20 protein-coding genes are annotated in these 21705 nt (G+C 68.7%); 6 read left to right on the top strand and 14 right to left on the bottom strand.

The window, feature by feature from the left end; genetic code table 11:
• Nucleotides 1-6: 6 nt before the first annotated feature.
• Genes secG through gap form a run of 4 tightly spaced genes read right to left on the bottom strand, consistent with a single transcriptional unit; the run spans nt 7 to nt 3343 of the window.
• A complete protein-coding gene (secG, locus tag A5787_RS22020; protein ID WP_066910601.1) occupies nt 7-240 on the bottom strand; it encodes a preprotein translocase subunit SecG in 234 nt (77 codons plus the stop codon).
• A gap of 30 nt (nt 241-270) precedes the next feature.
• Complete coding sequence (tpiA, locus tag A5787_RS22015; protein WP_066970969.1) at nt 271-1056, bottom strand: triose-phosphate isomerase; 786 nt, start codon at nt 1054-1056, stop codon at nt 271-273.
• Nucleotides 1053-2321, bottom strand: a complete 1269-nt coding sequence (pgk, locus tag A5787_RS22010) for a phosphoglycerate kinase (protein ID WP_066970967.1) — start codon at nt 2319-2321, stop codon at nt 1053-1055. Before pgk ends, tpiA begins: the two co-directional genes overlap by 4 nt.
• 2 nt (nt 2322-2323) lie before the next feature.
• On the bottom strand, nt 2324-3343 hold the full coding sequence (gap, locus tag A5787_RS22005) for a type I glyceraldehyde-3-phosphate dehydrogenase (RefSeq protein WP_066970965.1): 1020 nt from the start codon (nt 3341-3343) through the stop codon (nt 2324-2326).
• Nucleotides 3344-3665: 322 nt separating this feature from the next.
• Between gap and A5787_RS22000 the strand changes: the two genes are divergently transcribed.
• Nucleotides 3666-4355 (top strand): beta-xylosidase, encoded by a 690-nt coding sequence (locus A5787_RS22000; protein WP_066970963.1) that lies wholly within the window; start codon nt 3666-3668, stop codon nt 4353-4355.
• 103 nt (nt 4356-4458) lie between these two features.
• Here the strand turns inward: A5787_RS22000 and A5787_RS21995 are convergent, their stop codons facing one another.
• From A5787_RS21995 to A5787_RS27030, 4 genes are all read right to left on the bottom strand, one after another.
• Nucleotides 4459-5313: an Ig-like domain-containing protein gene (locus A5787_RS21995; RefSeq protein ID WP_066970961.1), complete on the bottom strand. Its 855-nt coding sequence runs from the start codon at nt 5311-5313 to the stop codon at nt 4459-4461.
• A gap of 118 nt (nt 5314-5431) precedes the next feature.
• Complete coding sequence (locus A5787_RS21990; RefSeq protein WP_066970959.1) at nt 5432-6856, bottom strand: NAD(P)/FAD-dependent oxidoreductase; 1425 nt, start codon at nt 6854-6856, stop codon at nt 5432-5434.
• The gene (locus A5787_RS21985) at nt 6853-8577 is read right to left on the bottom strand and encodes a DUF3556 domain-containing protein (protein WP_066970957.1); all 1725 of its coding nucleotides are present in this window, start codon (nt 8575-8577) and stop codon (nt 6853-6855) included. The genes A5787_RS21990 and A5787_RS21985 overlap by 4 nt, the downstream gene beginning before the upstream one ends.
• Nucleotides 8578-8693: 116 nt before the next feature.
• Nucleotides 8694-9002: a hypothetical protein gene (locus A5787_RS27030; protein ID WP_156764075.1), complete on the bottom strand. Its 309-nt coding sequence runs from the start codon at nt 9000-9002 to the stop codon at nt 8694-8696.
• A 369-nt stretch (nt 9003-9371) separates the two neighbouring features.
• Between A5787_RS27030 and A5787_RS21975 the strand changes: the two genes are divergently transcribed.
• The 3 genes from A5787_RS21975 to A5787_RS21965 are packed head-to-tail and all read left to right on the top strand — an operon-like array spanning nt 9372 to nt 13081.
• Nucleotides 9372-10181: a 1-acyl-sn-glycerol-3-phosphate acyltransferase gene (locus tag A5787_RS21975; protein WP_066970953.1), complete on the top strand. Its 810-nt coding sequence runs from the start codon at nt 9372-9374 to the stop codon at nt 10179-10181.
• Nucleotides 10182-10184: 3 nt separating this feature from the next.
• Nucleotides 10185-11816, top strand: coding sequence for an acyl-CoA ligase FadD12 (fadD12, locus tag A5787_RS21970; RefSeq protein ID WP_066970951.1), 1632 nt, complete (start codon nt 10185-10187; stop codon nt 11814-11816).
• Nucleotides 11816-13081, top strand: coding sequence for an alpha/beta hydrolase (locus A5787_RS21965; RefSeq protein ID WP_066970949.1), 1266 nt, complete (start codon nt 11816-11818; stop codon nt 13079-13081). Before fadD12 ends, A5787_RS21965 begins: the two co-directional genes overlap by 1 nt.
• A 133-nt stretch (nt 13082-13214) precedes the next feature.
• On the opposite strand, the gene A5787_RS21960 is transcribed toward A5787_RS21965, so the two are convergent.
• Nucleotides 13215-13910 (bottom strand): TetR/AcrR family transcriptional regulator, encoded by a 696-nt coding sequence (locus A5787_RS21960; RefSeq protein WP_231994112.1) that lies wholly within the window; start codon nt 13908-13910, stop codon nt 13215-13217.
• A gap of 196 nt (nt 13911-14106) precedes the next feature.
• On the opposite strand from A5787_RS21960, the gene A5787_RS27480 reads away from it, so the two are divergent.
• Entirely contained in the window at nt 14107-14535 is a 429-nt protein-coding gene (locus tag A5787_RS27480) for a hypothetical protein (RefSeq protein ID WP_156764074.1), read from the top strand.
• 308 nt (nt 14536-14843) lie between these two features.
• Here the strand turns inward: A5787_RS27480 and A5787_RS21955 are convergent, their stop codons facing one another.
• The 5 genes from A5787_RS21955 to uvrC are packed head-to-tail and all read right to left on the bottom strand — an operon-like array spanning nt 14844 to nt 21097.
• Nucleotides 14844-16211, bottom strand: coding sequence for a wax ester/triacylglycerol synthase family O-acyltransferase (locus A5787_RS21955; protein ID WP_066970945.1), 1368 nt, complete (start codon nt 16209-16211; stop codon nt 14844-14846).
• A gap of 20 nt (nt 16212-16231) precedes the next feature.
• Nucleotides 16232-17209, bottom strand: a complete 978-nt coding sequence (whiA, locus tag A5787_RS21950; RefSeq protein ID WP_066970980.1) for a DNA-binding protein WhiA — start codon at nt 17207-17209, stop codon at nt 16232-16234.
• Complete coding sequence (locus A5787_RS21945) at nt 17206-18237, bottom strand: YvcK family protein (protein ID WP_066970943.1); 1032 nt, start codon at nt 18235-18237, stop codon at nt 17206-17208. The genes whiA and A5787_RS21945 overlap by 4 nt, the downstream gene beginning before the upstream one ends.
• On the bottom strand, nt 18234-19157 hold the full coding sequence (rapZ, locus tag A5787_RS21940) for an RNase adapter RapZ (RefSeq protein ID WP_066970941.1): 924 nt from the start codon (nt 19155-19157) through the stop codon (nt 18234-18236). Before rapZ ends, A5787_RS21945 begins: the two co-directional genes overlap by 4 nt.
• The gene (gene uvrC, locus A5787_RS21935) at nt 19154-21097 is read right to left on the bottom strand and encodes an excinuclease ABC subunit UvrC (RefSeq protein WP_066970939.1); all 1944 of its coding nucleotides are present in this window, start codon (nt 21095-21097) and stop codon (nt 19154-19156) included. Before uvrC ends, rapZ begins: the two co-directional genes overlap by 4 nt.
• A 120-nt stretch (nt 21098-21217) precedes the next feature.
• Between uvrC and A5787_RS21930 the strand changes: the two genes are divergently transcribed.
• Nucleotides 21218-21705: PE family protein (locus tag A5787_RS21930; RefSeq protein ID WP_082977379.1), on the top strand; the 488-nt coding region annotated here is incomplete at its 3' end.

Raw genomic sequence — 21705 nt, 5'->3', positions numbered from 1 at the left:
CGGGGGTTAGCGGTACTTGATCAGCAGGGCCATGCCGACGATGCACACCAGCCAGATGCCCACGATGAACACCGTCAACCGGTCGAGGTTCTTCTCCACCACCGTCGACCCGGACAGGCTCGACTGGACCCCGCCGCCGAACAGCGTCGACAGGCCACCACCCTTGGCGCGGTGCAGCAGCACCAGCAGCACCACCAGGATGCTGGTGACCACCAGGGTGATCTGCAGGCCCAATTGCATGCGCGCAAGCCTACCGGGGGCGGGCCGGGGTCACGGTAGCGGCCCGCCGGCGGCGATCGCGGCCAGCGTCGCGAACTGCTCGCCGTCCAGCGACGCCCCGCCGACCAGGGCTCCGTCGATGTCGTTCTGGGCGACGATGTCGCCGATGTTCTTGGCGTTCACCGAGCCGCCGTAGAGCACCCGCACGGCCTCGGCGACCTGCGGCGACGCCAGCGTGCCCAGCTGCTTGCGGATGGCCGCGCACACCTCCTGGGCGTCGGTCGCGCTGGCCACCCGCCCGGTGCCGATCGCCCAGACCGGCTCGTAGGCGACGACGACCTTGGCGATCTGTTCGCCCGACAGCCCCGCCAGCGAGCCGCGCAGCTGCTCCTCGCAGTGCGGCACGTGGTTGCCCGCCTCCCGGACGTCCAGGTGCTCGCCGATGCACACGATCGGGGTGAGCTCGTGCCTGAGCGCCGCGGCGGCCTTCGCGGCCACCAGCGCGTCGTCCTCGTTGTGGTAGGTGCGCCGCTCGGAGTGCCCGACCACGACGAAGCTGCAGCCGAGCTTGGCCAAAAAGGCGCCGCTGATGTCACCGGTGTAGGCGCCGGAGTCGTGCGGGGACAGGTCCTGGGCCCCGTACGTCAGCCGCAGCTTGTCGCCGTCGACCAGGGTCTGGACGCTGCGCAGGTCGGTGAACGGCGGCAGCACCGTGACGTCGACCTTGTCGTAGTACTTGTCCGGCAGCGCGAACGCCACCTTCTGCACCAGCGCGATCGCCTCGAAGTGGTTGAGATTCATCTTCCAGTTGCCGGCGATCAGTGGCGTGCGGCTCACTCGTTACCTGCCCCCTCGTTTTGGCCGGGCTGAGGCTGACTTAGCACCTCGATGCCCGGCAGCGTCTTGCCCTCCAGGTACTCCAGCGACGCGCCACCGCCGGTGGAGATGTGCGAGAAGTCACCCTCGGGGATGCCGAGTGCCCGCACCGCGGCCGCGGAATCCCCACCGCCGACCACGCTGAAAGCGCCCTTGGCCGTCGCTGCGGCGATCGCCTCGGCGACGCCTTTGGTGCCGGCGGCGAACGCCGGGAACTCGAACACGCCCATCGGGCCGTTCCAGAAGATGGTCTGGGCGTTGGACAGCAGCGTGGTGAACCGCCTGACCGACCCCGGCCCGATGTCCAGTCCGATCCGGTCGTCCGGGATGGCGTCGACCGGGACGGTCTCCGGCGTCGAGTCGGCCGCGAACTTCTCGGCCACCACGATGTCCACCGGAACTCGCAGCACGTCGACATAGGTGTCGAGCAGCCGGCGGCAGGTCTCCACCATCTCTTCTTCCAGCAGCGACTTGCCCACCGAAAGCCCCTGCGCGGCAAGGAAAGTGAAGCACATGCCGCCGCCGATCACGATGCTGTCGGCCTTGGTCGCCAGCGACTCGATGACGCCGAGCTTGTCGGACACCTTCGACCCGCCGAGCACCACGGCATACGGGCGCTCGGTCGAGCTGGTCAACTGCTCGAGCACCCGGATCTCTTCGGCCACCAGCGTGCCGGCGTAGTGCGGCAGCAGGGTGGCGACGTCGTACACGGAGGCCTGCTTGCGGTGCACCACGCCGAAGCCGTCGGAGACGAAAGCGCCCGTCGGCCCGACCAATTCGGCGAGTTGCCGGGCCAGCGCCAACCGCTCGCCGTCGTCCTTGGCGGTTTCGCGCGGGTCGAAGCGGATGTTCTCCAGCAGCAGGATGTCGCCGTCGGTCAGTCCCTCGGCCCGGGCCAGCGCGTCACCGCCGACGACATCGCCGGCCAGCTGGACGTGCCGGCCGAGCTGCTCGCCGAGCGCCGCGGCGACCGGCGCCAGCGACAATTTCGGGTCGGCCCCGTTCTTGGGACGACCGAGGTGAGCGGTGACCACGACCTTGGCGCCGGCCTCCAGCAACGCCCGCAACGTCGGCACCGACGCGGTGATGCGCCCGGCGTCTGTGATGGCGCCGTCCTCGTCGAGGGGCACGTTCAGGTCGGAGCGCACCAGCACGCCTCGACCCGAAACCCCTTCGGCAAGAAGGTCTTCCAGGGTTGGGACGGAGGGCCCAGAAGACGAAGCCACGGTCAGAGCGACTTGCCGACCAGCGCGACCAGGTCGATGAGGCGGTTGGAGTAGCCCCACTCGTTGTCGTACCAGGACACCACCTTGGCCTGGTTGTCGATGACCTTGGTCAACCCGGAGTCGAAGATCGAGCTGTGCGGGTCGGTGACGATGTCGCTGGACACGATCGGCGCGTCGTAGTACTTCAGGATGCCCTTCAGGCGCCCCTCGGCGGCTGCCTTGAACGCGGCGTTGATGTCCTCGGCGCTGGCGGCTTTGGACAACTCGACCGTCAGGTCGGTGACCGAGCCGGTCGGGATCGGCACCCGCAGCGCATACCCGTCGAGCTTGCCCTTGAGCTCGGGCATCACCAGGCCGATGGCCTTGGCCGCACCCGTGGAGGTCGGCACGATGTTCAGCGCGGCCGCACGCGCGCGGCGCAGGTCCTTGTGCGGCCCGTCCTGCAGGTTCTGGTCCTGGGTGTACGCGTGGATGGTGGTCATCAACCCCTTGACGATGCCGAACTCGTCCTGCAGCACCTTGGTCACCGGCGCCAGGCAGTTCGTCGTGCACGAGGCATTGGAGATGATGTTCTGGCTGCCGTCGTAGCGGTCGTCGTTGACGCCCAGCACGATGGTGATGTCGGGGTCGGTGGCCGGCGCGGAGATGATCACCTTCTTGGCCCCGGCGTCCAGGTGGCCCTTGGCCTTGGCCGCGTTGGTGAACAGGCCCGTGGACTCCACGACGACGTCGACGCCGAGGTTGCTCCACGGCATCGCCGCCGGGCCCTCGCGCACCTCGAGCGCCTTGATCTTGGTGGTTCCCACCACGATGGTGTCCTCGCCTTCGAGGGTGACGTCATAGGGCAACCGGCCCAGGATCGAGTCGAATTTGAGCAGGTGCGCCAGCGTGGCGTTGTCGGTGATGTCGTTGACCGCCACCACCTCGATGTCCGCGGTGCCCTGCTCCTGCTGAGCCAGCAGGGCCCGGTAAAAGTTGCGTCCGATTCGACCGAAGCCGTTGATGCCTACTCGGACAGTCACTTGTCTCTCCCTGTCTTTCTATGTCCGCTGATGAGCGCTCGTCGTCAGCCTAGATCAGCACGAAACACCGCCGCGCGCCGGTAAGAGCGCCGGACTCCCCGCCGCGGCGAAAGACTGCTGCCCGTAGGAATCGACCGCCCACTGGGCCGGCATACAAAACCCGCTGGTAACCGGAGCGTGTCTCCTTTGTATCGGTTCGATAAGCCCCGGAATCGTCGCGTGTCCAATAGGAATGCCAAGCCATACATTCGACACGGCTGCGGTACGGCTATGCGGTTCTGCTGCCGCATTTGATTTGCGAATGCTAAAGGAGTCGAGGTTGATGACGGGCTTTGATCGGTTCAACATCACGGTTGGTGCCATCGCCGGACTGTGCGGGGCCGCAATAGCGTTGAGCCCGGATGCGACGGCCGCCCCGCTGAAAACCGGCGGCTATGCGTGCATCCAGGGGCAGTCGGGCGAGGCCGGCGCGCCGGCAGTCGCCGGACCGGTGGCCGGCGGCGTGCCACTGGGCGCCGGCGCGCCGGGAGTGGTCGGACCCGCACCCGCGGGACCCGCACCGGCTCCCGGCGGACCGGCACCGGCCGCCACGGTATGCACGTCGAGCGCCCCGATCACCGACATGTCAGGTGTGCCGCTGGTTGCGCCCGGACCGGTTCCGGTGGTGCCGGCCGGTGTGCCGCTGATCGCGCTCGGGCCACCGGTGCCTGCCGGCGCGCCGGTCCCGGTGGGCGCCCCGGTCCCCGTGGGCGCGCCGGTGCCGGTGGGTGCACCGGTGCCGGTGGGCGCGCCGATCCCGGTGGGCGCGCCGATCCCGGTGGGAGCTCCCGTCCCGGTGGTGCCGGTTGGTGCCCCACTGATTGCGCTGGCCGGCGGTCCGCTGGATGCTGCCGCGCCGGTGGCCGCTCCGATCATCGACATGGCCGGGACCGGTAAGGGCGAGCCGATCGGCCCGGCGCCGGCCGGCGGCCCGGTGTCCGGTCAGCCGATTGCGCCCGGCCCGGCGCACTGAGGCGGGCCCTCCACGGATTACGCGGACCCGCTGGGGTTAAATCCAGCGGGTCCGCTCCGTTGTGGGGCGATGAAAAGCCAACGAGCAACAGCGGATTCGCACGCTAGCTCGGTGGGGCCTCCCAGAGCAGCGGCGGCCCTTGGCGCTGCGGTGGCGGCGGCGAGTCCTGCACGATCACCGGGTCGCCGACGTGAACCGTGTTGTAGTACCACTCCGCATCCTCGGGGCTCAGGCTGATGCAGCCGTGGCTGACGTTCTCGAGCCCCATCGCGTTGACGGCCCACGGAGCCGAATGGACGAAGAGGCCCCGGCTGGTGAAGCGGACGGCGTAGTCGACCGGAATGCGGTAGCCGTCGGGATCGTCGACGGGGATGCCGACGCTGCTCGAGTCCATGATCACCGTGCGTTCCTTCGACAGCACGGTGTAGGAGCCGACCGGCGTCGGGTACTCGGGCCTGCCCATCGAGGCGGGCAGCACACCCTCTTCACCCCAGTGGGGCCGGTGGTGCGGCGCGGGCAGCGGCCCCGACGCGACCCCGTCGATGGTCACCTTGAAGGTGTGGTCCGCGATGTTGGCAACGCCGACGACGGCGGGACCCGTCTGAAATTCCGTGGCCAGGCCGCCCACCGAGAGCGCCACCGCGCTGTGCGCCGGCCAGAACCGGTCGGGAACCCACCGCACCACGTCGTCGTCGAGCCATTCGTACTTGCCGGTCATCGGCGGCGCCGAGGTGACCTGGACGGCGCGCTCCGCCGCGCGCCGGTTGGTGACCGGCGCGCCGAAGGTCACCACCACCGGGTGCGCCACGCCCACCACCGAACCGCGCGCAGGCAGCACCGACGCGATGGCGAGGCCGTACGGCCGGCTGACCGCCGCCAGGCGCACGTCGACCGGCCCCGCCACCACACTCGCAGCGATCCCGATCCCGGCGAGCACACACCGAACAACCGCCCGCATGGCTCCAATTCCTTAAGTTCTGACCTATTCCTTCAACTGACACAGTTGTAATAGGGATGGTAAAGGTGGGGTGACCAGCGGAAGCGCAAGGGCGCGTGCGTAATTGGTCAATTCTGAGTCACGTTTTGGCTACGGTGAGCCACCGCAGCGCCGACTCGGCGGCGTGATACCCGCACAGCCCGTGGATGCCGGCTCCCGGCGGCGTCGACTGCGAGCACAGGTAGACGCCCGGCACGCCGGTCGCGTACGGGTTGACCGCGATCCGCGGGCGCAGGATGACCTGGAACCGGTCGTTGGCGCCGCCGAGGATGTCCCCTCCGATGTAGTTAGGGTTGTAGGCCGCCAGGTCGGCGGTGCCCGTGCTGACGGTCGCGGTGACGCGGTCGCGGAAGCCCGGGGCGAACCGCTCAATCTGGTCGGTGACCGCGGCCGTCGCATCGCCGGTGTAGCCGAACGGCACGTGGGCGTAGGCCCAGATCGGGTTGACATTGCCCGACGAGCGGGACGGGTCGGGCAGGTACTGCTGCCCGACGAGCACGAACGGCCGCCGCGCCATCTTGCCTTGCGCGCGTTGGCGTTCGGTGTCCACGGTCTCGGCGAACGTGCCGCCGAGGTGCACCGTCCCGGCGCGGCGGCACTCGGGGTTGGTCCACGGGATGTGGCCCTCGATCGCGAAGTCGACTTTGAACGCCGAGGACCCCTGCCGGTAGCGCCGGTAGGAGCGCGCGACGCGTCCGGGCATGACGTCGCCGTAGATCTTCAGCGCCGCGGCCGGGCTGAGGTCGAGCATGACGATGTCGGCGGCGGGGACGTCGCGGCGGTCGGCGACGGTCACTGAAGTGCTCACGGTGCCGCCGTGCGCCGCCAGGACCGCGGCCAGCGCCCGGATGATCGACCCGGATCCCCCCTCGGCGACGGGCCACCCGTGGCGGTGCCCGCCGGCCAGGAACATCAGCCCCATGGCCGCGGTGAGCGGCCGGTCCAGCCGGGTGAACATGTGCGCGGACGCGCCGCCGAACAACGCGCGCGCCCGCTCGGTACGAAACCACCGGGCCAGCGCGGTCGCGGGTAGCAGCGCCCGCGGACCGAACAGGGCGACGCGCACCGGGTGCCGCGGAAGATGCAGGATCGGCCGAAAGAAATCCTCGGCGAGCTCGTCGAATCCCGCCGCGAGGTCCCCGAAGGCGCGCCGCCACCGTTTCCCGTCCGGCCCCATGCCGGCCGCCGTCGCCTCGATCGACCGATACAACACGCCCGCGCTGCCATCGTCCAGCGGGTGCGCACAGTCGATTTCGGGCCACTTCCACACCAGCCCATGGCTTTCCAGCCCGATCTGTCCCCAGAACGGCGAGCCGACGCCGAACGGGTGGGTCGCCGAGCAGTGGTCGTGGATGACGCCGGGCACCGTCAGCTCACCCGAGCGCGCTCCCCCGCCGACCGTGTCGCGGGCCTCCAGCACGTGCACGTCGACGCCGTGCCGGGCCAGGTGGATCGCCGCGGCGAGGCCATTGGGCCCGGCCCCGACGACGACCGCCTTGGTCACGACTCGCCGTGAACGACCGGTTGCGTGGTGAGGTGGACGGGGAACTCGTCACCGGGCTCCGGCCACGGCTGGCGGGTCAGCATGTCCGCGACCTCCACGTAGCCCGCCTCGATCAGCCCGGTCTTGGCGTCCAGGATGCGGTACCACTGCTTTTGGATGTGGATCGGTTGGCCTTCGAGCACGATGACGCGGACATCGCCGTCCTCGAACCGACACCGGCGTTGCACGGCTTCGAGCAGTTGCTCGTTGTGCAGGTGACCCTCGCCGAAGTTCCATCCGACCAGCGGCCCGGCAACCACTTCGCCCTCGCGCATGCTGTAATCGGCCTCGTTGTCGATCGCGCGGGGCAATAGCCCATTCAGTGCCCTGCCATGCGTGTGCATCGCCCGGAATGCGGCCACCTTGTCGGACATCATTTCGGCGGTCCCCGCACCGTAGAGCTTGGCCAGCTGATTCACCACGAGCGCAGAGCTTTTCACGACGCTTGCCTCGATCTTGTCCTCGGCGCCGGCCCGGAAGCACCATATGCTGGTGGCCCAGTTGCCCGCGTAGTAGCGCATCGCCGGGAGGAACGAAATCTTTTCCGGGAACATGTTTCCCGCGACCACAATGGCCACCGCGACGGCGATGAGGGCGAGCAGCAGGGGCGACCGCAGGTCCGTGGCGCGGATCGCGCCGTAGTGCCCGAACAGATAGAACAGCGAGAAGATGAAGAACACGTTCCACTCCAACGGAACTCCCATCGGGAGGTTGGACAGGATGTTGAGGTGGAAGATCACCATGAACCCGATGAGGAACCATCGCCAGGGTTGATCGCCGGCGACAAACACCAGCAGCGTCGGAACCACGAATTCCGCCGTGGTGCCGCCGATATGGGCCATCGCCTTCGGCAACCACGACGGGCGCAGGTCGTTGACGTGGTCGAGGTAGAGCGCGTGCTTGAGGGGATTGAACAGCTTGGGCCGCAACAGGGCGTTGTTGCTCGTCATCACGGAGACCACGTAGGGAAAGTGGTGGTTGAGCTTGGAGGTCGCCGCTCCCCACCACAGGCACACGATGATGATCTTGTAGGCCGCAATCTGATCGGTGAACGGGAAGAAGAAAACGAACAGCTTCAGCCAATAGTGTTCGCCGCGCGCGGCCAGGAAGATCGTCTTGTCCCGCAGACCGAGCACCGCCAGCGCGACGATCGTCGGCACCACCCGGACCGGGTCGATCAGGGGCCCGGGCGACACCAGCGCCCACACCCCGCCGATCAGCACGGCGGCATACAGGGCGATGTCGACGACGGTGCGGTTGTCACCGCTGGTGAGCGGGACCTTGCCCGGCCACGCGGGCAGCCGAATCGTGTTGGGACGCAACCAATACAGGAACCCACCGATGGGCGGCATGAACCGACCGGTCAGCGGGCCCGAGCCGCAGCCGAAACCGAGGACCTCGAACAGCAGCGTGAACACGATGAATTTCTGGTACACGATCGGCTGCGTCCACCAGTCGCCGATGCGGCCCAGCCCGCCCAGGCCGGGTGTCAGCGAGATGATCGCGGCCGGTGCCGCGACGTACAGGGCGATCTTGAGCAGGTACAACAGGTACACCGCATAGGGGGTGCCGAAGCCGTGTTCGGCCCAGTGCCGGGTCACGACCTGCAGCCGCGTTGCCCGTGGCAGCGTCCGCCAGGTTTCGGGGTCGACGTCCGGTAGCTCCGGTGACATGAATCCCATGGGCGGCCCTAAAGTCCGAGGTGAAGCCAGCTGGCCAATACAATCTATCCGCAGCGACGGACCAGCGGTATGGGTCAACGAGAATCGCTGACGCCCAGCCCGTTTGGGGCGCGGGCCTAGCGGGCCGCGGGCCGCGCCCGGTGCGGAAATCGGCGCTGCAGGTTTTCGATCATGCCGTCCAGGGCGTCGCGTTCCCGCTCTTCACCGCGCGCCATGCGCCGCAGGCTGCCGGCGCCCTCCGCGTCGCCGGCGGCCTCCGCGGCCGCGATCGCCTTCCGGTACTCACTGAGCCGGTGGTCGATGTGGCGGCGGCTCTGGACCAGGATCCGGCGGAAGTAGTCGGCCTGCCGGTGATCGGCCGTCTCGACCGCCGCGGGCGACAGCGTGACATTGCGGGCGTGGCGGTTCATGGTCACGGCAGGCATGGCCCCTCCTTGGCGGACATTGACGGGGCCTGGGCGGACCGCGCTGCTGCGGGGCGACCGCGCGCGCCGGTCCCGAACGCCACCCGAACCGTGCCCCGGTGCCGGGCGGGTACCGTGCTCGTCGGACAAACCGGCGACGTCCATTTCGGCCCTCTCAGCTGCGGGTCGGGTGTTCGGCGAGAGGTAACAATAACCCCCCGATCAGGCCGGCGCCATAGGCCCGGGCCCGGGATACCTCCGTTGTAGGTTGGGCCGAACTCACCTGGGGTACAAGACCGGGAAAAGCATCGCGCCGGCGGCCCGGGTCCCGGTCGCTACCATCGAGGGACTCGACGGGCATTGCGGCCCGCCAGAGCCACGAGGAGAGACGTGACCGACAGCGACAGCCCAGACATCGAGGACATCGAAAAGTTCGACCCCGGTCTGACCCAGCGCCTGATGGGCGTGATGCGCCCGTTCCTCAAGGCGTATTTCCGGTCCGAGGTGCACGGCTTGGATTCATTCCCGCCGGGTGGGGCGCTGGTGGTGGGCAACCACTCCGGGGGCATGTTCCCCATGGACGTCCCGATCTTCAGCGTCGGATTCTACGAGAAGTTCGGTTACGGCCGGCCGGTCTACACGCTGAGCCACGACATCCTGATGACCGGCCCCACGGCGTCGCTGTTCAGGCGCACCGGTTACATCCGGGCCAACCGGGAGAACGCGGCCAAGGCGCTGCGGTCGGGGGGCGTGGTGGTCGTCTTTCCCGGCGGCGATTACGACGCGTACCGGCCGACGCTCTCGGAGAACGTCATCGACTTCAACGGCCGGAGGGGATACGTCAGCACGGCGATCGAGGCCGGCGTGCCCATCGTCCCCGCCGTGTCGATCGGCGGCCAGGAGACCCAGCTCTACCTGACCCGGGGCACCTGGCTGGCCGAGCGCCTGGGCATAAAGCGCTTGCTGCGCAGCGCAATTCTGCCGCTGTCGTTCGGCTTCCCGTTCGGGCTGAGCGCCGTCGTGCCGCCCAATGTGCCGCTTCCCGCCAAGATCGTGACGCAGGTGCTGCCACCCATCGACATCGCCGCGCAGTTCGGCGACGACCCGGACGTCGACGAGGTCGACGAGCACGTGCGGGCGGTGATGCAGCAGGCGCTCGACGAGCTCGCCGCCAAACGACGTTTCCCGATCCTGGGCTGAGCCATGGCCTCCCCCGTCAACCAGGCGCTCGGCGGCTTCGGTGTCTTAGGCACCCTATGGCGCGCCGGGATGATCGCCCCGATGCGGCCCGACCGCTACCTGAAGATGGCCGCCGCCATGCGCCGCGAAGGCCTGGGCATGACCGTGGGCTTCGCCAGCGCGGCGGCCCGCTGCCCGGACCGTCCCGGCCTGGTCGACGAGCTGGGCACGCTGACCTGGCGGCAGCTCGACGAGCGGAGCAACGCGTTCGCCGCGGCGCTGCAGGCCCTGCCCTCGGGTCAGCCCAAGGTCGTCGGGATCATGTGCCGCAACCACCGTGGCTTCGTCGAGGCGGTGGTGGCCGTCAACCGGATCGGCTCCGACGTCGTGCTACTCAACACGTCGTTCGCCGGGCCGGCCCTGGCCGAGGTGGTCAACCGCGAGGGCGTCGACGCCGTCGTGTACGACGAGGAGTTCACCGAGACCGTCGATCGCGCGCTGGCCGACAAGCCGGACGCCACCCGGATCCTGGCATGGACCTCCGACGGGCAGCCCGGCGCGACCGTCGAGCGGCTGATCGCCGACCACGCCGGCCGACGGCCGGACCGCACCGGACGCAAGGGCAGGATGATCCTGCTGACCTCCGGCACCACCGGAACACCCAAGGGCGCCAACCAGACCGGCGGCAACGCCGGGGTGGGCACGCTCAAGGCGATTTTGGACCGCACACCGTGGCGAGCCGAGGAAACCGTTGTGATCGTGGCGCCCATGTTCCACGCGTGGGGCTTTTCGCAGCTGATCTTCGCCGCGTCGATGGCCTGCACCGTGGTCACCCGGCGCAAGTTCGACCCGGAGGCCACCCTGGACCTCATCGACCGCCACCGGGCGACCGGCCTGGCGGTGGTGCCGGTGATGTTCGACCGCATCATGGAGCTGCCCGCCGAGGTGCGAAATCGCTACAGCTGCAAGTCGTTACGGTTCGCCGCGGCGTCCGGGTCGCGGATGCGCCCCGACGTCGTCATCGCGTTCATGGACCAGTTCGGCGACGTGATCTACAACAACTACAATGCCACCGAGGCCGGCATGATCGCCACCGCCACCCCGGCGGACCTGCGGGCCGCCCCCGACACCGCGGGCCGAGCGGCGGGCGGAACCGAAATCCGGATCCTGGACCCCGATTTCAACGAGCTGCCCACCGGCGAGGTCGGCACCATCTACGTGCGCAACGACACCCAGTTCGAGGGCTACACGTCGGGCAGCACGAAGGACTTCCACGCCGGTTACATGTCGTCGGGCGACGTCGGTTACCTCGACGCCGCCGGGCGCCTGTTCGTCGTCGGACGCGACGACGAGATGATCGTGTCCGGCGGCGAGAACGTCTACCCGATCGAGGTGGAGAAGACGCTGGCGGCACACCCCGACGTGGCGGAGGCCGCGGTGATCGGCGTGAGCGACGAGCAGTACGGCCAGCGGCTGGCGGCCTTCGTGGTGCTGGCCCCGGGCTCCGGCGCCACCGTCGACACGCTCAAGCAGCACGTGCGCGAGAACCTGGCCAACTACAAGGCGCCCCGCGAGATCACCGTCCTCGACGAGCTGCCCCGCGGCAGCACCGGCAAGATCCTCCGCAACGAGCTGCAGGCACGGGTCGGCGGCTGATGCGATTCAAGATCAGACAGCCGAGGCCGCTAGCGCGGGCCGCGCTGGAATTGGCCAACGCCGCCAACGGATTACGACCGCTGGCCCGCAAGGGGTACAGCACCGTGCTGGTGTTCTGGTTCGGCTGGCCGACGTCGGAGGTGCCGGGGGTGTACTTCTCCGCCTCGCTGGTGGACGCGCTGCGGCGCGGTCGGCGGGGCGACTTCGCCGGGCGACGCGGCAAGGCGGCGCTGGCGATGACGGCCGCGTCCTGGGCCATCCTGGCGGTGATCCGCTACCGCGGCGTCACGACGCCGGGCCCGGTGCTGGAGTCAGGCCTGCGCGAGCAGTTGGGCCACGACTACACCGAGGCGCTCGAGGCGCTGCCCCAGACGCAGCCCACTAGCAGCGGCCGGCGCACCCTGCCGCTGGGCAACACCGTGGCGCGGCGGCGCTACGTCGAGAAGACCAACGTGGTGTCCTACGGGCCGCACGGGCGCGCCAATTTGGCCGACATCTGGCGGCGCCGCGACCTGCCGCGCGACGGCAAGGCGCCGGTGCTGCTGCAGGTGCCGGGCGGCGCGTGGATGATCGGCATGCGCCGCCCCCAGGCCTACCCGCTGATGAGCCACCTGGCCGCCCGCGGCTGGGTGTGCGTGTCGATCGGCTACCGGGTCTCGCCCGTGCACACCTGGCCCGACCACATCGTCGACGTCAAGCGGGCGTTGGCCTGGGTCAAGGAGAACATCGCCCGCTTCGGCGGCGATCCGAACTTCGTGGCGATCACGGGCGGATCCGCCGGCGGCCACCTGTCCGCGCTCGCGGCGCTGACCCCCAACGACCCGAAATTCCAACCGGGCTTCGAGGAGGCGGACACCTCGGTGACCGCCGCCGTCCCGGTGTACGGGCGCTACGACTGGTTCTCCACCCACGGCGAGGGGCGTCCGGAGTTCATCGGGCTGCTCGAAAGGTTCGTCGTCAAAAGGAAATTCGCCACCCACCGCCACATTTATCTGGACGCCTCGCCTATCCGCGAGCTACGGGCCGACGCACCACCGTTTTTCGTGCTGCACGGCCGCGACGATTCGCTCATCCCGGTCGGCGAGGCGCAGGAGTTCGTCGAGGAACTGCGCGCGGTGTCGAAGTCCCCCGTCGCCTACGCCGAATTGCCGCACGCCCAACACGCTTTCGACATCTTCAGTTCCCCGCGCGCGCACCGATCGGCCGAGGCCGTGGCCCGCTTCCTGTCCTGGGTGTACGCGACGAATCCGCCCGACCGGGACTGATAATTGCGCGTCTGCGTTTTTCAACGCCGTTGAGGGCCTGGGGATCCCGTCAATACATGGTTAATCTTAGGCTCTCAGCACCAATGAGAAGCTGAGCTGCCCTGCCCCGCGTGCATGCATGGTGTTGGTGGCTTCACGGATGGCGCCGTCGTGCCTGCTTCGGGGCGCGCCGATAGGCGCTGATGTGCCCGAGCGCCATGTTCACGGCCAGTTCGACAGGTCGGGCGCTGCGCATGGTCTGCGCCATCAGCAGTCCGCCTTGCAGGGCACTCATCACGGTCAATGCGAGCTCGGCGGGGTCGGCTTCTGCGGAGAGTTCGCCATTGTCGCGCATGGTCGCCAACCCCGTGGACAGATAGGACTGCCAGTCGGCGAAGGCCTGCGCAAGCTCGCGGCGCGCCGAATCGGACTGTTCGGCAAGCTCGCCTACGAGCGAGCCCAGCGGACAACCGCCGACACCTTCCGTCGCACGCGTCATGGCCACGACGTGATCACACCAGCGCACCAACCCCTCCCACGACGAGACCTCGCCCAGATCGGGCTGCTGGGCCGCGATGACGAGGCCCAGTTGGGTCTTCACGACCTCGTGAACGAGCGCGTCCTTGTTGGCGAAGTAGTGATACAGCTGCGACTTGCTCGTGCCGGTCGCAGCCATCACGTCGTCCAGGCTCGTCCCGGCCACCCCCTGCCTGCGGACGAGGGACGCCGCCGCAGCGACGATGCGCGCTCTGGTTGCCGCGCCGCGAGTCGTCAACCGCGCAGCGCTGGGGCGCTCCTTTGATGACATACGCGAAGCGTATTCGGATTGGACTTGATAGTCCACTTTCACTTCAGCACAATTTCCACGTGATCCGGCTAACCCTCAGCCGTCTACTCGAGCGGCGCCATCGGCCGCCTGGTCGCCGACGATGTGATCGGCTTCATCCGATATGTGACCGAACACCCGGACGCGCGGTGAGCGACACCGCAAATAGCCGGCCGCCGGCGTCGGCCGCGGCGCCGCCGAACCTGCGAGGGAGGAAATCATGAAGCCGGCTTCAGATAATAAAATCCTGAAGTATAATTCGATGTTTCTTGGTTCGATGATGTTCTCGTTTGGCTTCCTGAAACTCTTCGACCCATTTCGCACGTGGTTCGATGTTCAAATCACCAAAAGTGGCCTGCCGCGATTAAGCATTCCCATGGGTATCGCCGGAGAAATATCCATTGGCCTCAGCCTACTTTCGGCTTCCCGCTTACAACGGAAGCCCTCAAAACTCTTCAGCCCGATCGTATCCGCCGCCTCGGCGGGGCTGATCGCCAACATGGGGGGTGCCACCTATGTGCATTTACACCCGGAGGTGCCGGCAAATGTGCTCCCTCTAAAAATAAAGCCCCCATTCATCCCCTTGTCCTTGATGTTTTTGGCCGCAGTGAATCTCTTTCAACTTTCTCGCAATAACCGGCAATCCTGATGGCAGGCCGAAACAGTAAGGGACGCGTCGGCCGCTTTACCGCCCGCCGGCCCGACGGGCAGGGCGAGGTCCAACCCTCGCCCGACGCTGCTGCCATGCCAAGGGAGAATCACAAGTACGGGTCGCGGACTACAAGCGCCGCAACGTCCTTGACCGAAACTTCGACGTCGTCAGGCAACGACGCGGCCTGGCTACCCGCTACGACAAACTCGCGATCGTCTACCGTGCCGCCGCTGTGCTCAGGGCAATCACCATCGGGCTGACCCGTTTGTCAGACACGCCTTGGCCGCTCACTCCCGAGCCGCCGCCTACTCCAGCTCGGTCAGCGCCGGCTCGATGCGATCGGCCATATCGTCGATGTCGTTGGCCACTTCGGGCGTCGTCACGAAGCCGAAGTCCAGGTAGTCCTGGTAGGAGAAGCAGGTGATGTTCAGGGCGACGTCCATGACGGGCGGCCCGAGCGGCACCAGCGAGTCCAGCTTGGCGCCGGCCATGTACAACGGGAACGGCGGACCGGGGACGTTGGACACGACCAGGTTGATAGGGGCCAGGTTTCGCGACAGCCCACTGGCCGTGTAGGCGCGCGCGGCCAACTGCAGCAGCCCGGGCGGCGTGGTCTCGGTCAGCCCCATGATCTGGTGCGCAGACAACGCCTTGGCCATCAACTTGGCGCTCTGGGTGCTTTCGTGAATGACCCGCAGCCGCTCGGCCGGGTCCTCGATGTCGGTCGCCAGGGACGCGGTCATCGAGCCCACCTTGTTGCCGACGTCGCTCTTGGTCTCGTCGGTGCGGGTGGAGACGGGGATCTGCGCGATGAGCGGTTTGGCGGGCAGCTCACCACGCTTCTGTAAGTAATCGCGGGCGGCGCCGGCCACGAGCGCGAGCACGACGTCGTTGAGCTTGACTCCGTACGCGTCCTTGACGGCCTTGGCCCGGGCCAGCTCGACGCGGCAGCCACTGACCCGCCGGTGCGGCGACACGGATGCGTTGAACCGGGTCTTGGGCGCGTCGAAATACCGTGACGGCCTGCTGCTGACGCTCAGTGCGGCGACCTGCTGGCGCAACGTCTGCTCCACCAGCCGGGCGACGCGGAAGGGCGTTTTGATGCCGACGTTGATCAGGGCGCCCAGAGCTCGCCGCTCCAGCCCCGGAAGCTGCAATCCCACCAGCGACCCGACCGTCTCGGTTTGCGGCGGCCGGGGTTGCGGCGTGGCGTCCAAGAGGATTTCGCCCAGCCCCGCGCCGGAGACCCCGTCGACGATGGCGTGATGCATCTTGGTCAGCGTCGCGATCCGCCCGCCCTCGACGCCCTCGATCACCCACAGTTCCCACAGCGGTCGGGAGCGGTCCAGCTTGTAGGACATCAGCCGCCCCACCAGCTCCTCGAGCTCGCGGCGACCGCCCGGACCGGGAACGCCGATGCGGCGGACGTGGAAGTCGACGTCCAGCTCCTGGTCCTCGACGAACCACGGCCGGTCCAGTCCCAGCGGCGCGCCGGTGACCCGCCACCGCAACTGCGGCAGTTCCGGCAGTCGCTCGATGATCAGTTGGCGGAGTCGGGCAAAGCTGTAGTCGCATTCACTCGGATCGCAGATCGCCAGCGCACCCACATGCATGTGCCAGCCCGCGGTTTCGGCAGACCAAAACGCCGCGTCAACGCTTGAAAGCCGTTTCATGACCTGACCGTAGCCCGGCGTCAGGCATCCTCCAAGAGGTCCGGCGTCACCGCCGACTCGGTGTCCGGGATGCCCTCGACCTTCGCTTTGCGGTCGGCCATCGACAGCAGCCGCCGAATGCGCCCGGCGACAGCGTCTTTCGTCATCGGCGGGTCGGCCAGCCGGCCCAGCTCCTCCAGGGAGGCCTGCCGGTGCTCGACGCGCAGCTTGCCCGCCGAGGCCAGGTGGTCCGGGACGGTGTCGCCGAGGATCTCCAGCGCACGCTCCACCCGGGCGGCCGCCGCGACCGCCGCGCGCGCCGAGCGGCGCAGGTTGGCGTCGTCGAAATTGGCCAGCCGGTTGGCCGTCGCGCGGACCTCGCGGCGCATCCGGCGCTCCTCCCAAATCAGGCGCGTGTCCTGGGCCCCCATCCGGGTCAGCAGGGCGCCGATGGCCTCGCCGTCGCGCACCACCACCCGGTCGGCCCCACGCACCTCGCGCGCCTTCGCGCTGACCCCCAGCCGGCGCGCCGCGCCCACCAGCGCCAGCGCGGCCTCCGGCCCGGGGCAGCTGACCTCCAGCGCCGACGAACGTCCCGGCTCGGTCAGCGAGCCGTGGGCCAGAAAAGCCCCCCGCCATGCCGCCTCGGCGTCGCCGATGCTGCCGCCGACCACCTGGGCCGGCAGCCCGCGCACCGGACGGCCCCGCATGTCGAGCAGCCCGGTCTGCCTTGCCAGCGCCTCGCCGTCGTTGGCCACCCGCAGCACATACCGGGTGCTCTTGCGAATCCCGCTGGCCGACAACACATGCACGACGGCGTTGTACCCGTAGAGCTCGAAGATGTCCTTGCGCAGCCGGCGCGCGACGTTGCCCAGGTCCACCTCGGCCTCGACGACCACCCGGCCGCCCACGATGTGCAACCCGCCGGCGAACCTCAGCAGGGACGTGACCTCCGCGCGCCGCGCGCTGACCGACTTCACAACCAGGCGGCTCAGTTCGTCCTTGACTTCGGTCGTCATGGCCACGCGTCGTCACCCCTCTCACCGTCGACCCGGATTTCGTTCGTGGTCGTCGCCGAAGGGGTTTGAGGGCCTTTGAAACCACTATGGCCGGCTCGGACCCCGTCGAGCGCCGCCGCGAGCTTGCCCGGGTCATGTAAAGGTGTACCAGGTCGGGACACGTCGGCGAAGTGGACCTCGGCTTCGAGCAGCGTCGCGGTGCGGCGCAGTTGCTCGCGTTCGCGCTCACCCGGCACCCGCTCGGCGTCAATGATGATGTCGTGCACGGTGAATCCCGGCGCGTGCTGGGCCAGCACGTGCAGGTGGCGCTCCACCGAGAACCCGGCCGTCTCCCCCGGTTCGGCGACCAGGTTGAGCACCAGCGCCCGCCGCGCGGTGGTCGACCGCAGCGCCGAGGCCAGCCCCGGCACCAGCACGTGCGGGATCACGCTGGTGAACCACGACCCGGGCCCCAGCACCACCAGGTCGGCGGCCATGATGGCGTCGACGGCCTGTCGGGTCGCCGGCGGGTTGGACGGAAGCAGCCGCACGCGGCGCACCTTGCCCGGCGTGGTCGCGATCGCCACCTGGCCGCGGATCAGGCTGAAGATCCGCGGGTCGGCCTCCAGGCCGGACACGTCGGCCTCGATCTGCAGGGCGATCGGGCACATCGGCAACACCCTGCCCTTGACGCCGAGGATGCGGCCGAGCTCGTCGAGGGCGGCGACCGGGTCGGCCAGCACCTCGTTGAGGCCGGCCAGCAGCAAGTTGCCGATCGGGTGGCCGGCCAGCGCGCCGTTGCCGCCGAATCGGTGCTGCAGGATGGTCGCCCACAGCCGTCCGTACGGGCTGTCGGATGCCAACGCCGCCAACGCCATTCGCAGATCGCCGGGCGGGACCACCTCCAGTTCGCTGCGCAGCCGTCCCGACGAGCCGCCGTCGTCGGCGACCGTGACCACCGCGGTGACATACGGCGTCAGCCGGCGCGCCGCGGACAGCGTCGCATACAGGCCGTGTCCGCCCCCCAAGGCAACGATGCCATCACTCATTCGCGACCCAGATCCCGGTGCAGCACCCGCACCCCCAGCTGGGGGTTACCCCGAAGCAGCTGCATCAATGCCTCGGCGATCGCGACGCTGCGATGCTTGCCGCCGGTACAGCCGATGGCGACCGTCATGTAGCGCTTGCCCTCCCTGCGGTAGCCGTCGACAACGAGGTTCAGCAGACGATGGTAGGCGTCGAGGAACTCGGCCGCGCCGGGCTGGCCCAACACGTAGTCGCGCACGGCCGGATGCTCGCCGGTGAGCGGACGCAGGTCGTCGACCCAGTGCGGGTTGGGCAGGAACCGGACGTCCATCACCATGTCGGCGTCCATCGGCAGGCCGTACTTGAAGCCGAACGATTCGACGGTGACGCTGGTGGACGCGCCGATCTCGCCGCCGAAGGCGCGCTCGATGCTCTCCCGCAGCCCCCGCACCGACAGCGTCGACGTGTCGATGATCAGGTCGGCGGTGGCGCGGACCGGCGCCAGCATCCTGCGCTCGGCGGCGATGCCCTCGGCCAGGGTCTGCTCGCCTTGCAGCGGATGGCTGCGGCGGTTCTGTTCGTAGCGGCGCACCAGCATGTCGTCGGAGGCCTCCATAAACACCACGCGCGGGGTGATGTTGCGGGTGGCCAGCTCGTTGCGCACCTCGTCGAGATCGCCGGTGAAGCCCCGCGACCGCACGTCCATCACCACCGCCAGCTGCGTGATCCGCGACCCGGCCGCCAGCCCGAAATCGACCATCCGGGTGATCAGCTGGGGCGGCAGGTTGTCGGCCACGTACCAACCGAGGTCCTCGAGCACCTTCGCCGCCGTGCCCCGCCCGGCGCCCGACAACCCCGTCACCAGCACGACATCGATGCCGGCCCCGTCTTCGGGGTAGGCGTCGCCCGGGTGGTTGTTGGTGAACTCGTCCTGGCTGGTCATTCGGCGACTGCCGGTTGCTCGGGTCGCAGCGCCTCGAGGACGGCCGTGGCGGTGGCCACGCCGATGCCCGGGACGGCGGTGATCTGGTCGACGGTGGCCTCCTTGAGGCGGGCTATCGATCCGAAATGGGTTACCAGCGCCTTGCGGCGATGTTCTCCCAATCCTGGCACCGAATCCAGCGCTGAGGCGGTCATTCGCTTGGATCGCTTGCTGCGATGGTAGGCGATGGCGAACCGATGTGCCTCGTCACGGACGCGCTGCAGCAGGTACAGGCCCTCGCTGTTGCGCGGCATGATGATCGGGTCCGGCTCCGAGGGCACCCAGATCTCTTCCAGCCGCTTGGCCAGGCCGATGACCGCGACGTCGGTGACACCGAGTTCGTCGAGCACGGCCGACGCCGCGTTGACCTGCGGTGCGCCGCCGTCGACGACGAACAGGTTGGGCGGATAGGCGAAGCGGCGCGATTTTCCTTCCGCGGAAAGCATATTGGGGTCTTTTTGCTCGCTCAGGTGCCGCGCGAACCGGCGGCGGGTCACCTCGGCGATGGAGGCGACGTCGTCGCTGCGCCCCTGCCCGGCCGCCTCCCGGATGCCGAAGTGCCGGTAATCCGACTTGCGCGGCAGGCCGTCCTCGAATACCACCAGCGAGCCCACCACGTCGGTGCCCTGCACATGGCTGATGTCGACGCATTCGATGCGCAGCGGCGCATCGGCCAGACCCAGGGCGTCCTGAATGTTCTGCAGCGCAGCCGATCTCGCATTGAAGTCGCCGGCCCGCTTCAGCTTGTGTTGCTGCAGCGCCTCTTTCGCGTTGCGCAGCACGGTTTCGGCGAGCGCGCGCTTGTCGCCGCGCCGCGGCACCCGCAGCGCGACCCGGGAGCCGCGCAGCCCGGACAGCCAGCTGGTCAGCTCCTCGGCGTTGGACGGCAGGCACGGCACCAGCACCTCGCGCGGGACGGGGTTGGTGGATTCGTCGGCGGCACCACCCAGTTCGGCCTGCTCCCCGTAGAACTGGGTCAGGAATTGCTCGACCAACCGCTCCTCGCCGGATTCCCCGGGGTCCCCGGACTTTTCGACGATCCAGCCGCGCTGGCCGCGAACCCGGCCGCCGCGGACGTGGAACACCTGCACCGCCGCCTCCAGGTCGTCGTCGGCGAACGCGACCACGTCGGCGTCGGTGCCGTCGCCGAGCACGACGGCCTGCTTCTCCATGGCGCGCTTCAGCGCCGACAGGTCGTCGCGCAACCGGGCGGCCCGCTCGAAGTCGAGCTGCTGGGCCGCGGCGTTCATCTGCTGCTCCAGGTCGCGGGCGAACCGGTCGGTCTTGCCGGACAGGAAGTCGCAGAAGTCGTCCACGATCTGGCGATGCTGCTCGGCACTGACCCTGCCGACGCACGGCGCCGAGCATTTCTCGATGTACCCGAGCAGGCAAGGGCGGTCGATCTGCTTGTGCCGCTTGAAGACTCCGGCCGAGCAGGTGCGCGCCGGGAAGACGCGGGTGAGCAGGTCCAACGTTTCCCGGATCGCCCACGCGTGGGAGTACGGGCCGAAATAGCGCACACCCTTGCGGCGCGGGCCGCGATAAACCATCAGCCGCGGGAACTCCTCGTCCAGGGTGACGGCCAGCACCGGGTACGACTTGTCGTCGCGGTAGCGGACGTTGAAGCGCGGATCGAATTCCTTGATCCAGTTGTATTCCAGCTGCAGCGCCTCGACTTCGGTGTTGACCACCGTCCACTCGACCTTGGCCGCGGTGGTCACCATCTGCCGGGTTCGCGGGTGCAGGCCGGCGATGTCGGCGAAGTAGGACGTCAGCCTGCTGCGCAGGCTCTTGGCCTTGCCGACGTAGATGACCCGCCCATGCGCGTCCCGGAATCGGTAAACGCCCGGCTCGACCGGGATGGACCCGGGCGCGGGGCGATACGTTGCGGGATCTGGCACATCCCCAGGCTAGTAGCCGCTCGAGGCGCGTCCGACCGGCCCCGAAAACCGCCGGGTTCGCCGATCGGACGACTACGCTCCGCCTATCAATGAGCGACTAATAGCGCTGGGAGTTCTGAGATGTCGTTTGTGATCGCGGCGCCCGGACTCGTCACGGACGCGGCCGCCGATATCGCCGGTATCGGTTCGACGGTGGCGGCGGCCCATCGGGCGGCGGCGGCGTCGACCACCGGGGTGGTGGCGGCCGCCGGCGACGAGGTGTCGGCGGCGATCGCGTCGCTGTTTTCCGGCCACGCCCTGGACTATCAGTCGCTCGGTCTGCAGGCCGAGGCGTTTCACGCCCAGTTCGTCGCGGCGCTGAGCCGGAGCGCGGGCGCGTATGCCGCCACCGAGGCCGCGAGCACCTCCCCGCTGCAGATCCTCGCGCAAGACGCGCTCGGGGTGATCAACCTGCCCACCGAGCTGCTGGTGGGGCGCCCCTTGATCGGCAACGGCGCCGACGGGACGCCGGGAACGGGGCAGGCCGGCGGGGCGGGCGGCATCCTGCTGGGCAGCGGCGGCAGTGGCGGGTCGGGAGCGTCCGGGCAAGGCGGCGGCCCGGGCGGTCC

Source organism: Mycobacterium sp. 852002-50816_SCH5313054-b, assembly GCF_001667185.1.
In the GTDB taxonomy this organism is placed as follows: Bacteria; Actinomycetota; Actinomycetes; order Mycobacteriales; family Mycobacteriaceae; genus Mycobacterium.
Note: the sequence above shows the minus strand (reverse complement) of the source record. Positions and strands in the feature narration are given on the sequence as shown.

What these genes read in the sequence shown, in the direction of transcription:
- fadD12 (WP_066970951.1), top strand. Translation starts at nt 10,185, where the DNA reads ATGGCCTCCCCCGTCAACCAGGCGCTCGGCGGCTTCGGTGTCTTAGGC.
- A5787_RS27030 (WP_156764075.1), bottom strand. Translation starts at nt 9,002, where the DNA reads ATGCCTGCCGTGACCATGAACCGCCACGCCCGCAATGTCACGCTGTCG.
- A5787_RS22000 (WP_066970963.1), top strand. Translation starts at nt 3,666, where the DNA reads ATGACGGGCTTTGATCGGTTCAACATCACGGTTGGTGCCATCGCCGGA.
- A5787_RS27480 (WP_156764074.1), top strand. Translation starts at nt 14,107, where the DNA reads ATGAAGCCGGCTTCAGATAATAAAATCCTGAAGTATAATTCGATGTTT.
- A5787_RS21945 (WP_066970943.1), bottom strand. Translation starts at nt 18,237, where the DNA reads ATGAGTGATGGCATCGTTGCCTTGGGGGGCGGACACGGCCTGTATGCG.
- A5787_RS21995 (WP_066970961.1), bottom strand. Translation starts at nt 5,313, where the DNA reads ATGCGGGCGGTTGTTCGGTGTGTGCTCGCCGGGATCGGGATCGCTGCG.
- secG (WP_066910601.1), bottom strand. Translation starts at nt 240, where the DNA reads ATGCAATTGGGCCTGCAGATCACCCTGGTGGTCACCAGCATCCTGGTG.
- whiA (WP_066970980.1), bottom strand. Translation starts at nt 17,209, where the DNA reads ATGACGACCGAAGTCAAGGACGAACTGAGCCGCCTGGTTGTGAAGTCG.
- A5787_RS21985 (WP_066970957.1), bottom strand. Translation starts at nt 8,577, where the DNA reads ATGGGATTCATGTCACCGGAGCTACCGGACGTCGACCCCGAAACCTGG.
- A5787_RS21965 (WP_066970949.1), top strand. Translation starts at nt 11,816, where the DNA reads ATGCGATTCAAGATCAGACAGCCGAGGCCGCTAGCGCGGGCCGCGCTG.
- A5787_RS21955 (WP_066970945.1), bottom strand. Translation starts at nt 16,211, where the DNA reads ATGAAACGGCTTTCAAGCGTTGACGCGGCGTTTTGGTCTGCCGAAACC.
- rapZ (WP_066970941.1), bottom strand. Translation starts at nt 19,157, where the DNA reads ATGACCAGCCAGGACGAGTTCACCAACAACCACCCGGGCGACGCCTAC.